The organism is Paraburkholderia sp. BL18I3N2, assembly GCF_003001875.1.
GTDB classification, from domain to species: domain Bacteria; phylum Pseudomonadota; class Gammaproteobacteria; order Burkholderiales; family Burkholderiaceae; genus Paraburkholderia; species Paraburkholderia phytofirmans.
Genome location: NZ_PVNC01000003.1, coordinates 457,705 through 471,734 on the forward strand (window position 1 = coordinate 457,705; position 14,030 = coordinate 471,734).

Genomic DNA, 14,030 nt, shown 5'->3' on the forward strand with positions numbered 1-14,030 from the left:
ACAGGAAACTCGATGAGTGCCACTTCCGCCTCGCCTTCCTCCGCTCCGTCGCCGGCTGTCCGGCGCGCATGGATGGCCGTGCTGGCCCGCACGCCGCGCGCCGATCTCGAAGCCGCGCTCGAACGCGCGCTGCGGGACATCCCCACTCCAAAGTATGACTGGCTGCGCCCGCCCGAGATCGGCCTCGCGATGGTGCGCGGGCGCGTCGGCGGCAGCGGGGACCCGTTCAATCTCGGCGAAGCCACGGTCACGCGCGCCACCTTGCGTCTGCGTGCGCCCGGCGCGGCGGCCGCCGCCGTCGGCGTGGCATGCCATCTCGGCCGTGACCGCCGCCGCGCCGAACTGGCTGCGCTAGCAGACGCGCTCCTGCAAATGCCTGAGCATCACGCCGTCTTGCATAAACAACTGATCGAGCCGTTTGCCGCGCAACTGACCGCGAAACGCGCCGGGCGGCAACAGGACGCCGCGGCCACGCGCGTCGAATTCTTCACGATGGTCCGGGGCGACTGATGGAAAATTCACAGATTGCGTTGTCTACCGCGTTGTCCACTTTAGCGCCGGGTTTTGCGGACCCAGTGCATGACACCCAGGCGGTATTCCGCACCCTGCTCGATGTGCTGTCGCGGCCGGGTACGGTCGGCGTGGTCGAGAACGCGCTGCCCGAAGTGCGTGCCACGTGCGCAGAACTCGCCGCCTTCGCGGCGCTGCTCGCGCTCTGCGACTATGCGACACCCGTGTGGCTCGCACAACCCGATCCGGCCTTGGCCTCGGCACTGCGCTTTCATACCGGCGCACCGCTCGTCGACGAACCGGCACAAGCCGCGTTTGCCTATATCCACGACGCGGGCGCGATGCCGTCGCTGGAAAGCTTCGCGCTCGGCGCGGCGGAATCGCCCGAGCAATCGGTCACGTTGCTGATTCGCGTCGAAGCGCTGACGGGTGGCGCCCCGGTCGTGCTGAGCGGCCCCGGCATCCAGCACACGGCCACGATCGCGCCGGTCGGCCTGCCCGAACATTTCTGGCGCGAACGCGCCGCGCTCGCGCCGCTGTTTCCTTGCGGGGTCGATTGTTATCTCGTCTGCGGCGCGCGCCTGATCGGCCTGCCGCGCACAACTCAAGCGAAGGTGAACTGATGTACGTTGCCGTCAAGGGTGGAGAACGCGCGATCGAAGCGTCGTGGCGTCTGCTCGACAAGGCACGCCGCGGCGACACGCGGCTGGCCGAACTAAGCGTCGCGCAGATTCGCGAACAACTGCGCCTCGCGGTGGCGCGCGTGATGACCGAAGGCTCGGTCTACGACGAAGAACTCGCCGCGCTCGCCATCAAGCAGGCTGCCGGCGATCTGGTCGAAGCGATCTTTCTGCTGCGCGCCTATCGCACCACGCTGCCGCGCTTCGGCTACACGCAGCCGGTCGATACCGAAGCGATGCAAACCGAGCGTCGTATTTCCGCGACTTTCAAGGACGTGCCTGGGGGGCAGTTGCTAGGCGCGACTTACGATTACACGCAGCGTCTGCTGGATTTTGCGCTGCTGGCCGAAGGCCATGCGGCTGCTAGCGTATCGCCGCCGCCTTCGAGTCAAGCCGCCGCAGTGGAAACAGAAGCGATGCCGCGCGTCGTCAGCCTGCTCGACAAGGAGGGGTTGATCGAACAGGAACGTCCCACGCCGAATGCAGCAGAACCCGGCGACCTCACGCGCGAGCCGCTCGCCTTTCCGGCGAGCCGCGCCACGCGCCTGCAAAATCTCGCGCGCGGCGACGAGGGCTTTCTGCTTGCGATGGGTTACGCGACACAGCGCGGCTACGCGAATTCGCATCCGTTCGCGGGCGAGATCCGCTTCGGCACGATCGCCGTGGAAATGGAACTCGACGAGCTAGGCGAAACGGTCGAAATCGGCGACATCGACATTACCGAATGCCAGATGATCAACCAGTTTGCCGGCAGCGGCGAGGTGCCGCCCACATTTACGCAGGGCTACGGTCTCGCGTTCGGCCACTCGGAGCGCAAGGCCATGGCGATGGCGCTAGTCGACCGCGCGTTGCGCGCCGAAGAGCTGGGCGAAACGCTCGCCTCGCCGACGCAGGATATCGAATTCATGCTCTCGCATAGCGATAACGTCGAGGCGTCCGGTTTCGTGCAACATCTGAAGCTGCCGCATTATGTCGACTTTCAATCGGAGCTGGAACTCGTGCGTCGTTTGCGCGCGAAGCATTATTCCATGCAGAGCCAGGAAGAAGGCACGGATCAACCCAGCGGTCAGCAGGAGCAGGCAGCATGAACGCGCCCGAAACATCTTTCGCTGCCGCGCCCACGGCGTCATACGACAGCGCCGCCGACGGCTACAACTTCGCGTACCTCGACGAACAGACCAAACGCATGCTGCGCCGCGCCTTGCTCAAGGCCGTGGCCGTGCCGGGTTATCAGGTGCCGTTCGCCTCGCGTGAAATGCCGCTGCCGTTCGGCTGGGGCACCGGCGGCATTCAGGTCACCGCGGCGATCATCGGCAAACAGGACACGCTGAAGGTGATCGATCAGGGGTCCGACGAAACCACCAACGCGGTCAACATCCGCCGCTTCTTCGCGCGCACGACCGGCGTGCCGACCACGCGCCGCACCGTCGACGCGACGATCATCCAGACGCGTCACCGCATTCCCGAAGCACCGCTCACCGACAAGCAGATTCTGGTCTATCAGGTGCCGATGCCCGAGCCGCTCTTTCGCCTCGAACCGCGTGTCGCCGAATGCAAGAAGCTGCATGCGCTCGCCGATTACGGCCTGATCAGCGTGAAGCTCTACGAGGATATCGTGCATCACGGCAGCATCGCGACCACGTACGACTACCCGGTGATCGTCAACCATCGCTACCTCGCTTCGCCCTCGCCGATTCCGAAGTTCGACAATCCGAAGATGCATATGAACCCCGCGCTGCAATTGTTCGGCGCCGGCCGCGAACGGCGCATTCACGCGATTCCGCCGTACACGCCGGTGCGCAGCCTCGACTTCGACGATCATCCGTTCGAGGTGCAGAAGTGGCAGCACGCCTGCGCACTATGCGGATCGACGGAAAGCTTTCTCGACGAAATGATCGTCGACGATGCCGGCAAACGCATGTTCGTTTGCTCCGATAGCGACTACTGCCACGAACGCCGCGGCGACGCGGATCTCGACCTGCCGTCGCGCGAAGCGCGCAAGGGAGAGCCCGCATGACGCCGCTTCTGAGCGCCCGCTCGCTCACCAAACAATACGGCGGCCGCAACGGCTGCAGAAATGTCAGCTTTGATTTGTATCCTGGCGAGGTGTTGTGCATCGTCGGCGAATCCGGCTCGGGCAAGACCACGCTGCTCAATACGCTCGCGCTGAAAATAGCCGCCGACAGCGGCTCGCTTCACTACACGGCCACGCATGGCGACAAGCTCGATCTGCTCACGTTGTCCGAGCCGCGCCGCCGTTTGCTGATGCGCACCGAGTGGGGCTTCGTCCAGCAGAATCCGCGCGACGGACTGCGCAGCGGCGTCTCGGCCGGCGCGAATATCGGCGAGCCGTTGATGGCCGTCGGCGCGCGTCACTATGGCGATATCCGTTACGCGGCTACGCAGTGGATGGAGCGCGTCGAACTCGACTCTTCTCGCATCGACGAATTTCCCGCGGCGTTTTCAGGCGGCATGCAGCAGCGTTTGCAGATCGCGCGCAATCTCGTCACCAGTCCGCGGCTCGTCTTCATGGACGAACCCACCGCCGGTCTCGACGTGTCGGTACAGGCGCGTCTGCTCGATCTGCTGCGCACGCTGACGTCCACGCTGCATCTGTCGGTGCTGATCGTCACGCACGATATCGGCGTGGCGCGTTTGCTCGCGCATCGGTTGATGGTGATGCAAGGCGGCGAAGTCGTCGAGGCGGGACTGACCGATCAGGTGCTGGACGATCCGCAGCACCCGTACACGCAAACGCTGGTTTCCTCGGTTCTGCCGGTTTGAGGCTCACAATGCGATCCATTGAAACAAGCAGTGAAGCGCGCGCCGGCGAGCGCGCGTTCGTCGACAACGCCGCGCTGATGCTGCGCGCGGTCGGCATCGGCAAGACGTTTACTTTGCATGGCCAGGGCGGCGTGCAGATCGAAGCGCTCGCGGGCGTCTCGCTCGAAGTCGAGCGCGGCGAGTGCGTGGTGCTGGTCGGGCCGTCGGGCGCGGGCAAGAGCACGCTGCTGCGCTGTCTATACGGTAATTACCTGGCGAGCAGCGGCTCGATCGCGATTCTCGATGCGGCGAACGACGGCCAGCCTGTGTCGATCACCGGCGCGGAGCCTCATGATGTGTTGCGCCTGCGCCGTGGCGTGGTCGGTTACGTGAGCCAGTTCTTGCGCGTGATTCCGCGCGTGCCGACACTCACGCTCGTCGCCGAACCGCTGCTCTCGCGCGGCGTGCCGGAAGACGAAGCGCGCTCGCGCGCCGCCGCGTTGCTGGCCAGGTTGAACGTGCCCGAGCGGCTCTGGTCGCTCGCGCCCGCCACGTTCTCCGGCGGCGAACAGCAGCGCGTGAATATTGCGCGCGGTCTGATCGCGGAGCACCCGCTGCTGCTGCTCGACGAACCGACGGCCTCGCTCGATGCGGAAAACCGCGACGTGGTCGCTGATCTGATCGTGGAGGCACGCGAGCGCGGCGCGGCGATCGTCGGCATCTTTCATGATGAAGATACGCGCAGCAAGGTGGCAACGCGCCGCCTGGAACTGCAGCCGCCGCTGCGTCACTGAACGAATCATACGAAGCGGCGCGAGCGCCGCCCGAAACCGCACTACACTGGCGCATACGGCGTCGATGCAAAAACACCCCTTCAGCGACCCTCAGGTCTGACTGACTACGGAGCAAGTCGATGTTGATCAGGAACGCTCGCATCGTGACGCGAGACGAAGTATTCACCGGCGTGCTACGCGTCGAAGACGGTGTGATTCGCGACGTCGAGCGCGGCACGACCAGCGCGCGCGAAGCCGAAGATTGGGACGGCGACTATCTGTTGCCCGGCCTGATCGAACTGCATACGGACAATCTGGAGAAGCATCTCGCGCCGCGTCCGGGCGTGCAATGGAATACCGACGCCGCCTTCGTGATCCACGATGCGCAAGTGGCCGCAGCCGGCATCACCACCGTGTTCGATGCGCTCGCAATCGGCTCGCGTACGAACGTGGGGTTGCGGGGCCGCGATCTGCAGACGCAATGTGCCGCATCGCTCACACGGTTTTCCGAGCGCAAGCTGCTGCGCGCCGAACACTTCCTGCATCTGCGCTGCGAAATCGCCACCGCCGACGTGGTCGAAGTGTTCGATTCATTGTGCGACCATCCGCTGCTGCGGCTCGCCTCGGTGATGGACCACACGCCGGGTCAGCGCCAGTGGCACGACCGCGAGCAATGGCGCCGCTTCCAGGAACGCAACGGCAAGCTGAGCGACGAGCATGTCGAGACCGCGCTGGCCGAACTGTCGGTGGAACAGGCGCGTTACGCCGATGCGCACCGCCGCGAGATCGTCGCGCGTTGCAACCGGCTCGGCATTCCGGTGGCGAGCCACGACGACACGCTGATCGAACACGTCGAACAGGCCAAGCAGGAAGGCATCGTGCTTGCCGAATTCCCGACCACCCGCATCGCCGCGGAGGCCGCGCGCGAGCACGGCATTTCGACCATCATGGGCGCGCCGAACATCGTGCGCGGCGGCTCGCATTCCGGCAACGTGTCGGCCCTCGAACTGGCGAAGGCCGGCTTGCTCGATATCCTGTCGTCGGATTATGTGCCGTCGAGCCTGATGACCGCCGTGTTCGAACTGGTCGACAAAGCCGGCTGGACCTTGCCGCGCGCAATGTCGACGGTCTCCGCCGAACCGGCGCGCACCGCCGGTTTGCATGATCGCGGCGCGATCGAAAGCGGGTTGCGCGCGGACTTCGTGCGCGTGACGATGCTCGACAAGTTGCCGGTGCCGCGCGCGACGTATCGCAGCGGGGCACGGATCGTTTGAAGTTTGAAAGGTGCAGAAAAGACCTTCTTTCAAGGGTCTTTCTCTGTTCACGGGGCGTGTGCCCGGCGTGTACCTCCGCCTCGCGAACAGCCTCAGGGCGTGGACGGCAACTGCCCCCACGCCACCAGCACCTTCTGAATTCCACGCGCGTAGGCATCGCGCTGTTTCGGCGTTTCCGAGTGGTAAGCGCCGATCGCGCGCCACGTATTGCCGTGCTTGACCATCTTCTGCTTCAGCAGCCAGGCCGCCACGTACACGTTCACGCATGGATCGATCAGCGCGCGATGCGGCACGCCTTCGCGCGCGAGATCGTCGAAGTGAATCGAGTTGATCTGCAACTGGCCCACGTCGATCGAACCGTTGACGTTTTGCCGTATCGCGCTCGCGTCGCCCTTCGATTCGTACCACGCCAGCGCTCGCAGCACCCACGGGTTGACGCCTTGATAAGCCGCGGCTTCGTTGAAGCAGTCGTCGGCCGCTTGCGCGACGCCGCACACCGACAGGCAGGCGAGCGCGGTCAGGAAGATCTTCAAGGACATGCTGCATCCTTCCGCTTGTTAGCGATAAAGAGGCGAGCGCCGCAGCGCCGCCGGATTACTTCGCCAACGCCTGTTCGATCTGGCGCTGCACGGAGTCGAGATAGGCATGCGAGGCGTCGGATACGACGATGCGCACGACCGGCGCCGGCGGACTTCTGCGCTCTTGCACCTGCGCCGCCACATGTTGCTTCTTGCGATGCGTAGCCGGCTTGAGGGGCAAGTCGTCGTCGCCCGCGCCTTGTGGCGGGAGCATCGCGAGCGACGGCAACGGCGGATACACCTTGTCCGCCGCGGCGGGAAATGCGGCCGGAATTGCGCCGGCGGATTGCAAGTCCGCGCCCGGCTGACCGGCGAGGGCCGGCGCGCTCACAAACGTGGCCAGCGTCAGCAAAACGATGCGAACCGTCACGGTGCCCTCCTTCACTGAACCGTCCGGATGGACACGCTATACGGCTGACCCAACCCGGCGGTGCGGTTCTCGAAGTTCACGCGCGCGGCGCGCTGTGCAGGCACGCCCTTCCACACCGCCTGATTCAGATACGCGAAGTCCTGCCCCAGCGCGGTCACGAGCACGACCGTGGACTGCGGCTGCGCCGCCGCCAACGCGCCCGCCTTGGCGAGCACGGCGGCGAGTTGCGGATCGCGCGCACCGAGCGCATCAGGCGGAATGTCGAAGCTGATCACCTCGTTCGGCGCCTTGGCCGGATGGGCCGCAGTCGGCGGCGGCATCTGCGCGCATCCGGCAAACGCGAAAACGGCAGCCAATAACCCTATCTGTCGCTTCACCGAAGTCTCCCGTCAAATCCGTTGCTATATCGGAGTTTTCGGCAGGCTCGCGGCAAAGTTGATATGGCGGAAACGCTTCGCTGAAAATCAAATAGACTTGCCTCAAGATCGGCGCAAACGATTGCTTCGACGCTCGGCGAAACGGGGATGGAGGCAAACTTGCCTCGCGGTTTTGGCGGGAAGATAGAAGCGGGCGGCGCAGATGGAAAGCAGTTAGAAAGAACACGGAAAGCTGCGAGCAAAGTCCGTTGCCTTCGACAAGCGATGCCGCGGGCCACCGCGATATACGTCGGAATCGCCCCCAGTCCAGGACAGCCGTGCGCGCGTCGCGCGGCCGGGTCACGCCGTCGGCTCGGCCTCGTGCCCTTCTGTCGCGCCGACGCCCGCCGCTGCATGCGCCTGCTCGAACTGCTCACGGCGGCGCATCTCGAGCACATCGTGGTAACGCATATAGGCGCAGCGTCCGCCGGACTTGGCCGCGTACATCGCGGCATCCGCGTTGAGCAGCAGTTCCTCGGCCGTGCCGCTGTCGTCCGGGAACTGGCTGATGCCGATGCTCGCGCCCACCGTCATGCCTTGCCCGTCCACCTGGAGTTCCTCGTTCAATGCCACCATGATGCGCGAGGCGATGGCGGGCGCTGCCTCCGCCGAACGCGGCCCCTCGATCAACACGATGAATTCATCGCCGCCCAGACGCGCCACCACGTCCGCGGAACAGAGCACCTGTTTCAGGCGGCGCGCCACCGCGACCAGCACCTTGTCGCCGACGGCATGGCCGAACTGATCGTTGATCTGCTTGAAGCGATCCAGGTCGACGAACAGCACGGCCAGCCCTTCCTCGCGCCGCGTCGCTTCGTCGATCGCGTTTTCGAGCTTCTCCATGAACAGTACGCGGTTCGGCAGTCCGGTCAGCACGTCGTGCGTGGCGAGATGCACAAGCTCGCGTTGCTTGGTGTGCAGCGCGTCCATCTGCGCTTTGATTTCGCGACGCAGCCGGTCGAAGCAGCGCGCCAGCACACCGATCTCGTCGGTGCGTTTGAGCGGCAGCGTTTCCATGGCGTGCTCGGCGAACAGATGCGTCGCCGCATACGCGAGAATATGCAGCGGCTTGGTCAGCGCGCGTGCGAACAGAACCGCGAGGAACAGCGCCAGCACGCTAAAGATCAGCACCATGCGCACGATGCGGTTGCCCAGCAGATTCGCGCCGGACAAGACGTCGTCGAGCGGTTTGGCGAGACCGAGCACGATGAAGCGGTTGCCCTCCAGATCGCCGAACGGCCTGCGCACGAAAGCGAGCACCTGGCCGGCGGCCTGGTGCGGCCGCGCCAGGCCGTTGACCAGCACCTCGCTTTGCGTCTGTTCGAAAAGCGGCTTGGTGACGGAGAAACTGTCCTGCATCAGCACGCGCCGGCCGTGATCGAAGCCGAATGTTTTCGAGGCATCCGGATTGACGAGGAAATCGCCCCACTCGTTGGCCAGATAGACCTGATAGTCGCTCGGCAAATCGCTTTGCACGCGCTTGAACAAACCCGCCAGATCGATGTCGATCACGATTACGCCCACCACCGTGCCATTGCCGTTCGACACCGGCGTGCCGAGCCGCAAGGTCGGCTTGCCCTGCGCGGCATGCGAGCCGTATTCATGGTTGACCGCGATCGGCGAGGTGTAGATGCGGCCCGGCGAAAACGCCAGCGTGTCGAACACGTAGGCGAACTGGCCTTTCTCCTGCAGCTTGTCCCCTTCCACGCGCACGAGGCCGTCGGCGTCGCGGTCGAAGCGAACCAGTTCGAGCCCATAGTGCTGGCGCGAAATCAGCCGGACTTGCAGGTACTCCGGGTGATGCACCATGAAACTGGAATACACCTGCGCCAGCCGTTCGCGCGCCGCGTTTGGGCCAGCACCGTCGTCGGTTTGCGCGAGCTCCGCCGTGGACGGCATGCTCGCGAGCACGAGCGCGTCGGCGGCGACATCGTCGATCGAGGTGGAAAAGCGCTGGCCGAGCAATTCCGTCGACATGAGCAGGCTGCGCTCGGCTTCGTTCACGAGCATCGTGCGGTTGGCGCGATACGCGTAATAGCCGGTCGCGCCGGACGCAAGCACGCCGATGCACGCAAGCAGCACGGATAGTTTGAAGGTCAGCCCTGGCCGTATCATCAAAAGCGCTCCGACCGGTCCCCGGACACGATTCTGGCCCACAGGTCCTCGCGCCGCTGAATATCTTCCACTGGGCCGATCCACACGATGCGCGCGTTATCGCGGTTTTCCGCGGGCGCCGTCAACGTATTGGCGAGTCCCTGGCGTTGTGTCAGCAACGCGCTGACGTCCGGTTCGAGCATGTAGTTGATCCACGCGAGCGCCAGCGGCCGATCGGCCGCCGCGCGCGTCATCGACCAGCAATCCAGCCACGCGAGCGCACCTTCGTCGGGAATCACATAGCCGACATCGGCGCCCGCGCGGCGCAGCAATTCGACCTGCTGGGTGCCGTAATTGCCGAACATCAGCGCGACCTTATGCTGGATGAAAAACGCGGTCGCCTCCTCGGGCAACGTGTAATAGGTCAATAGATTGCGGCGCAGATCGACGAGCTTGTGAGCAATCGCGCGCATTTGCGCGGCATCCAGTTGAAATGGATGCGGATAGCCGAGTGCCAGCGCCGTGAACGAGAAATTGTGCTGCGCGCTGTTGAAGTCGAGCACCTTGCCGCGGTAGCGCGGATTCCACAATTCGCGCATGGAGCGCGGCGCCGCGGCGACCTGCTTACGGTCGTAGATCAGGCCCATCGACGAATACGTGAACGGAATGGCGTAGGCCTTGCCGCCGGACGTGAGGCCGCCGATCGAGGCGAGCGCCTGAAAGCGCGGCAATTGTCGTCTGGTATTCGGCACGCTGACGAGATCGAGCGGCGCCAGCAGATTTGCCTGCGTGTAGCGTTGGATTTCCGCGGTATTGGCGGCGAGCACGTCGAAAGGCGGCGTGTTTTTGGCGTGCATCTGGGCCCACAGCGCCTCGTCGGAATCGACTAGCGTCACCTCCACTTTGGCTTTGTAGCGCGCCTCGAAATTCTTGACGACGTCGGCGTCCGCGTAGCCGGGCCACGCGAGCACGCGCAGAATCTTTTCGTCGGCTTTAACCGGCGACGCCGAGAAAAGGCCCAGGCAGATAACCGTACCGATCAGAAATGTTAAAAATCCCGGACAAACGCCGCAAGACGACAAACGTGGGCGCGCCACGGCGGCAGCGATTCGCGAATGGAAGAATCGTTTACAAAAGCGCTTTGCATCTGCCGTCAACATCATGTGCATACCAACACCGTTTAGCAGAAGGCCTTTCTGACGAGCGCAAACACGCGGACTCGATCCGCGGACAGGTTGCCCGGTGACTTTTTCTTCAGACAGATGCGCCCGATACTGCATGTGGCTGAGCGCGAGGAGCATCGATGATAGCGCTAAGAAAACCATTTTTGGTTTTTGGCTTAGCCAGAGTCGAAAAAGTTACCAGTCGGACGCGATGCAGCAAACCCGCTCATCTGCATTTAACGGCACGTTATGCGCAAACTTTAACTCGCCATTGATCGATCGAAACGCGCGAATACGAGAACCGCGTGCTGTAATGCCACGCGACAATCCGCCCTGAGTGAGTCATGCGGAAGCGGGCGACGCCGCTTCTAAAGAAGACCTGCGCCGATGCCGATAAACGATCTCTTGCCCAGGCCGCCGCCGGCGGTCGAAGGCAGCGTCGCCGGATGCCGCGCGGCCTGTCTTCCGGGCAAACGAAGAGCCGGACAAGAAACAGACGATGCACTTGAGCAAAACAGAGTGGATGTGGGTGGCCGTCGCGGCCGGATCGATTGCGTGTTTCGGCAGTTGGCTGCAGGGCGAAATGAACCGCGCCGCGCTCGCGCGCGTTGAGCGCGAGACGCCCGACATGCGCGGCACTTGCGCGGGCATGTCCGCGCAAGACGCGCTGATGATGGACAAAGGCGAGCTATGGTGCGGCCAGGTCGGCGGCGGGCGCGCGGAATCGCCAGGCAAAGAGTCAACGGAGTAAATGGCCGGCCTTTAGTCCGCCCGCACTCGGGCGGCTTGAATCGCGCGCGATGCGGGCAAGCGCGGCGATGCAGACGCAATAGCCAACTTCATTACCATGCGATTACAAATGCGATGGCAAATGCGAGGCAGGCAGCCTAACCAGGAAATACCCAGCGCATCCGCTTTTGCATCCCCACCACATTCAGGCATTAGAAGCTATCCTCACGCGCCATCCGGTGTTTCACTAGCTACCCAATCTTTTTGAACTGATAAGCTTGGCGCGCGCTGCTGGCCGCCCCGGCTGGCAGCTTCAACCCAAGCCCGGTCGTGAGTCGCGCCGGGTGACCCGCAGCGGCACAATCGCATGCGGGCGAATTTGAACTACACCGAGGAGTTAAACAGTGAAAAAACTGCTAGCGGCTTTGACGGTTGCTCTGCTTGCTACCGTCTCGATTGGCGCACACGCTAAAGATTGGTCGACCGTCCGTTTCGGCGTTGACGCCAGCTATCCCCCGTTTGAGTCGAAGGGCTCCGACGGCAAGCTCGTTGGCTTCGACATCGACCTCGGCAATGAAATCTGCGCGCGCATGAAGGCCAAGTGCGTGTGGGTGGAAAACGACTTCGACGGCATGATCCCGGCCCTGAAGGCGAAGAAGTTCGACGGCGTGCTGTCGTCGATGTCCATGACGCCGCAACGCGCCGAGCAGATCGCCTTCTCGAACAAGCTGTTCAACACGCCGACGCGCCTCGTGGCGAAGAAGGGTTCGGGCATTCTGCCGACGGCCGACTCGCTCAAGGGCAAGACGGTTGGCGTGGAACAAGGCACGATCCAGGAAACCTACGCAAAGACGTACTGGGAACCGAAGGGCGCGAAGGTCGTGCCGTATCAGAACCAGGATCAGGTCTATGCCGACTTGCTGTCGGGCCGTCTGGACGCAGCGCTGCAAGACGCGGTGCAAGCTGAAATCGGCTTCCTGAAGACGCCGCGCGGCGCCGGCTTCGACTTCGTCGGCAAGAACCTCGACGATCCGAAGATCCTCGGCAACGGCGCAGGCATCGGCATGCGCAAGGAAGACACGGATCTGAAGGCGAAGGTCGACAAGGCGATCGCCGACATCATCAAGGACGGCACGTACAAGAAGCTCGAGAAGAAGTACTTCGACTTCGACGTGTACGGCGGCTAATTGGCAACTCAGCCAGCCATGCGCGTCTGACAACGCGCCCTGCCCGTTTCATTTGCAGCGCCGCATAAAACCACACACTGCGTCATATCGGCTAAGATCGTGCGATCGAGGCGCCCGCGAGGCGCCGCCCGCCGGCCCGCGATTGACAGGCCGTCAAGCAAGTTTCCCCACTGTTATCAACGAGATAGCGCGGCGCGCCCCACCCGGCCGCGGATTTGAAAACCATGCAAACCCAAACCCATCCGCTGATTGCCCCGACGCTCGGCACCGCCCGCAACCTCACGAGTTTCCACTACGGTCCTGGCGGCGGGCAGAAGATCTATATCCAGTCGTCGCTGCATGCCGACGAGTTGCCCGGCATGCTGGTGTCGTGGGCGCTGCGCCGCAAGCTGGCCGCGCTGGAAGCGGCCGGCAAGATTCGCGGCGAAGTCGTGATCGTGCCGGTAGCCAATCCGATCGGCCTGAATCAGCACTTTCTCGGCCATCTGACCGGACGCTTCGAAACCAACACCGCGCAGAACTTCAACCGCAATTTCCATGATCTGTCGGCGCTGGTGCAGCCGGTGATCGAGTCGCGTCTGAGCGACGACCTCGACGCCAACCGCACCGCCATTCGCACCGCCATGCGCGAGGCGCTGGACGCGCAGCAGCCGGCAACCGAGCTCGAATCGCAGCGCCTCGCACTGCAAAAACTCTCGTACGACGCCGACGTCGTGCTCGATCTGCACTGCGACTGGGAAGCCGCGATGCACCTCTACACGAACCCCGACCTGTGGCCGGAAGTCGAGCCGCTCGCCTGCTATCTGGACGCCAAGGCGTCGCTGCTCGCGCTCAATTCGGTGGGCAACCCGTTCGACGAAATCCACAGCTTCTGCTGGTCGGATCTGCGTGGCCGCTACGGCGACCGTTTCCCGATTCCGAACGGCTCGATCTCGGTCACGATCGAACTGCGCGGTCAGCGCGAAGTGTCGTACGAGTACGCCGAGCACGATGCCCAGGCGATCATCGAATATCTGACCTCGCGTGGCGTGATCGACGGCAAGGCCGCGCCGCTGCCGCCGCTCGAATTCGCCGCCACGCCGCTCGCCGGCGCCGAGCCGATCGTCGCGCCGATGAGCGGCGTGCTGGTGTATCGCTGCGAAGTGGGCACCTGGGTCGACGTCGGTCATGAGATCGCGGATATCGTCGACCCGTTGACGGAGCAAGTCGTCACGCTGAAAAGCAGCGTGGCCGGCGTGCTGTACGCACGGCATCTGACGCGCTTTGCGACGGCCGGGCTGGAGTTCGCGCGCATCGCCGGCGCGAAGGCGTTCCGCAGCGGGTCGCTGTTGAGCAACTAAAGGCAACTCAAGCGTTTGCTCGGTGCGCCCGTAAAGGCTTGAACCGAAACACAAATCGCCCGCTATCGCAGCGGGCGATCTGCTTTTATGCGCCGCTACCCGCGTCTTCACCCACGGCGATGCCCTGCGAGCGCATCGGGATTCACATCGGGC

15 protein-coding genes are annotated in these 14,030 nt (G+C 63.8%); 10 read left to right on the forward strand and 5 right to left on the reverse strand.

From position 1 onward, the window contains the following. Positions 1 to 12 precede the first annotated feature (12 nt). The 7 genes from phnG (at position 13) to B0G75_RS11800 (ending at position 6,000) form a co-directional block, all read left to right on the forward strand. Positions 13 to 510 (forward strand): phosphonate C-P lyase system protein PhnG, encoded by a 498-nt coding sequence (phnG, locus tag B0G75_RS11770; RefSeq protein WP_106304882.1) that lies wholly within the window; start codon positions 13 to 15, stop codon positions 508 to 510. Beyond that, positions 510 to 1,133, forward strand: a complete 624-nt coding sequence (gene phnH / locus B0G75_RS11775; protein ID WP_106304885.1) for a phosphonate C-P lyase system protein PhnH — start codon at positions 510 to 512, stop codon at positions 1,131 to 1,133. Before phnG ends, phnH begins: the two co-directional genes overlap by 1 nt. After that, positions 1,133 to 2,278, forward strand: a complete 1,146-nt coding sequence (locus B0G75_RS11780; protein WP_106304888.1) for a carbon-phosphorus lyase complex subunit PhnI — start codon at positions 1,133 to 1,135, stop codon at positions 2,276 to 2,278. Before phnH ends, B0G75_RS11780 begins: the two co-directional genes overlap by 1 nt. Continuing rightward, entirely contained in the window at positions 2,275 to 3,207 is a 933-nt protein-coding gene (locus tag B0G75_RS11785) for an alpha-D-ribose 1-methylphosphonate 5-phosphate C-P-lyase PhnJ (RefSeq protein WP_106304891.1), read from the forward strand. Before B0G75_RS11780 ends, B0G75_RS11785 begins: the two co-directional genes overlap by 4 nt. Beyond that, on the forward strand, positions 3,204 to 3,974 hold the full coding sequence (phnK, locus tag B0G75_RS11790) for a phosphonate C-P lyase system protein PhnK (RefSeq protein ID WP_106304894.1): 771 nt from the start codon (positions 3,204 to 3,206) through the stop codon (positions 3,972 to 3,974). Before B0G75_RS11785 ends, phnK begins: the two co-directional genes overlap by 4 nt. 8 nt (positions 3,975 to 3,982) lie before the next feature. Beyond that, positions 3,983 to 4,747, forward strand: a complete 765-nt coding sequence (gene phnL / locus B0G75_RS11795; RefSeq protein WP_106304897.1) for a phosphonate C-P lyase system protein PhnL — start codon at positions 3,983 to 3,985, stop codon at positions 4,745 to 4,747. A 119-nt stretch (positions 4,748 to 4,866) separates the two neighbouring features. Beyond that, the gene (locus B0G75_RS11800) at positions 4,867 to 6,000 is read left to right on the forward strand and encodes an alpha-D-ribose 1-methylphosphonate 5-triphosphate diphosphatase (protein WP_106304900.1); all 1,134 of its coding nucleotides are present in this window, start codon (positions 4,867 to 4,869) and stop codon (positions 5,998 to 6,000) included. A gap of 92 nt (positions 6,001 to 6,092) precedes the next feature. Here the strand turns inward: B0G75_RS11800 and B0G75_RS11805 are convergent, their stop codons facing one another. The 5 genes from B0G75_RS11805 to B0G75_RS11825 all read right to left on the reverse strand — a co-directional run bounded on the left by B0G75_RS11805 (position 6,093) and on the right by B0G75_RS11825 (position 10,627). Continuing rightward, positions 6,093 to 6,539, reverse strand: coding sequence for a lytic transglycosylase domain-containing protein (locus B0G75_RS11805; protein WP_106304903.1), 447 nt, complete (start codon positions 6,537 to 6,539; stop codon positions 6,093 to 6,095). 55 nt (positions 6,540 to 6,594) lie between these two features. Then, positions 6,595 to 6,948, reverse strand: a complete 354-nt coding sequence (locus B0G75_RS11810) for a hypothetical protein (protein WP_106304906.1) — start codon at positions 6,946 to 6,948, stop codon at positions 6,595 to 6,597. 11 nt (positions 6,949 to 6,959) lie between these two features. Then, positions 6,960 to 7,268 carry a hypothetical protein gene (locus tag B0G75_RS11815; RefSeq protein WP_181309230.1) on the reverse strand — a complete coding sequence of 103 codons (309 nt, stop codon included), beginning with the start codon at positions 7,266 to 7,268 and terminating at the stop codon, positions 6,960 to 6,962. Between the two features lie 396 nt (positions 7,269 to 7,664). Then, positions 7,665 to 9,479: a sensor domain-containing diguanylate cyclase gene (locus B0G75_RS11820; protein ID WP_106304912.1), complete on the reverse strand. Its 1,815-nt coding sequence runs from the start codon at positions 9,477 to 9,479 to the stop codon at positions 7,665 to 7,667. Beyond that, complete coding sequence (locus B0G75_RS11825; RefSeq protein WP_106304916.1) at positions 9,479 to 10,627, reverse strand: extracellular solute-binding protein; 1,149 nt, start codon at positions 10,625 to 10,627, stop codon at positions 9,479 to 9,481. The genes B0G75_RS11820 and B0G75_RS11825 overlap by 1 nt, the downstream gene beginning before the upstream one ends. 493 nt (positions 10,628 to 11,120) lie before the next feature. On the opposite strand from B0G75_RS11825, the gene B0G75_RS11830 reads away from it, so the two are divergent. The 3 genes from B0G75_RS11830 to B0G75_RS11840 all read left to right on the forward strand — a co-directional run bounded on the left by B0G75_RS11830 (position 11,121) and on the right by B0G75_RS11840 (position 13,877). After that, the gene (locus tag B0G75_RS11830; protein WP_106304919.1) at positions 11,121 to 11,372 is read left to right on the forward strand and encodes a hypothetical protein; all 252 of its coding nucleotides are present in this window, start codon (positions 11,121 to 11,123) and stop codon (positions 11,370 to 11,372) included. Positions 11,373 to 11,754: 382 nt separating this feature from the next. Continuing rightward, on the forward strand, positions 11,755 to 12,537 hold the full coding sequence (locus B0G75_RS11835) for an ABC transporter substrate-binding protein (RefSeq protein WP_106304922.1): 783 nt from the start codon (positions 11,755 to 11,757) through the stop codon (positions 12,535 to 12,537). 224 nt (positions 12,538 to 12,761) lie between these two features. Next, positions 12,762 to 13,877 (forward strand): succinylglutamate desuccinylase/aspartoacylase family protein, encoded by a 1,116-nt coding sequence (locus tag B0G75_RS11840; RefSeq protein ID WP_106305640.1) that lies wholly within the window; start codon positions 12,762 to 12,764, stop codon positions 13,875 to 13,877. Positions 13,878 to 14,030 lie beyond the last annotated feature (153 nt).

Coding starts and splice junctions, on each gene's coding strand:
- phnG (WP_106304882.1), top strand. CDS start 13: ATGAGTGCCACTTCCGCCTCGCCTTCCTCCGCTCCGTCGCCGGCTGTC.
- phnH (WP_106304885.1), top strand. CDS start 510: ATGGAAAATTCACAGATTGCGTTGTCTACCGCGTTGTCCACTTTAGCG.
- B0G75_RS11780 (WP_106304888.1), top strand. CDS start 1,133: ATGTACGTTGCCGTCAAGGGTGGAGAACGCGCGATCGAAGCGTCGTGG.
- B0G75_RS11785 (WP_106304891.1), top strand. CDS start 2,275: ATGAACGCGCCCGAAACATCTTTCGCTGCCGCGCCCACGGCGTCATAC.
- phnK (WP_106304894.1), top strand. CDS start 3,204: ATGACGCCGCTTCTGAGCGCCCGCTCGCTCACCAAACAATACGGCGGC.
- phnL (WP_106304897.1), top strand. CDS start 3,983: ATGCGATCCATTGAAACAAGCAGTGAAGCGCGCGCCGGCGAGCGCGCG.
- B0G75_RS11800 (WP_106304900.1), top strand. CDS start 4,867: ATGTTGATCAGGAACGCTCGCATCGTGACGCGAGACGAAGTATTCACC.
- B0G75_RS11805 (WP_106304903.1), bottom strand. CDS start 6,539: ATGTCCTTGAAGATCTTCCTGACCGCGCTCGCCTGCCTGTCGGTGTGC.
- B0G75_RS11815 (WP_181309230.1), bottom strand. CDS start 7,268: ATGCCGCCGCCGACTGCGGCCCATCCGGCCAAGGCGCCGAACGAGGTG.
- B0G75_RS11820 (WP_106304912.1), bottom strand. CDS start 9,479: ATGATACGGCCAGGGCTGACCTTCAAACTATCCGTGCTGCTTGCGTGC.
- B0G75_RS11825 (WP_106304916.1), bottom strand. CDS start 10,627: ATGCACATGATGTTGACGGCAGATGCAAAGCGCTTTTGTAAACGATTC.
- B0G75_RS11830 (WP_106304919.1), top strand. CDS start 11,121: ATGCACTTGAGCAAAACAGAGTGGATGTGGGTGGCCGTCGCGGCCGGA.
- B0G75_RS11840 (WP_106305640.1), top strand. CDS start 12,762: ATGCAAACCCAAACCCATCCGCTGATTGCCCCGACGCTCGGCACCGCC.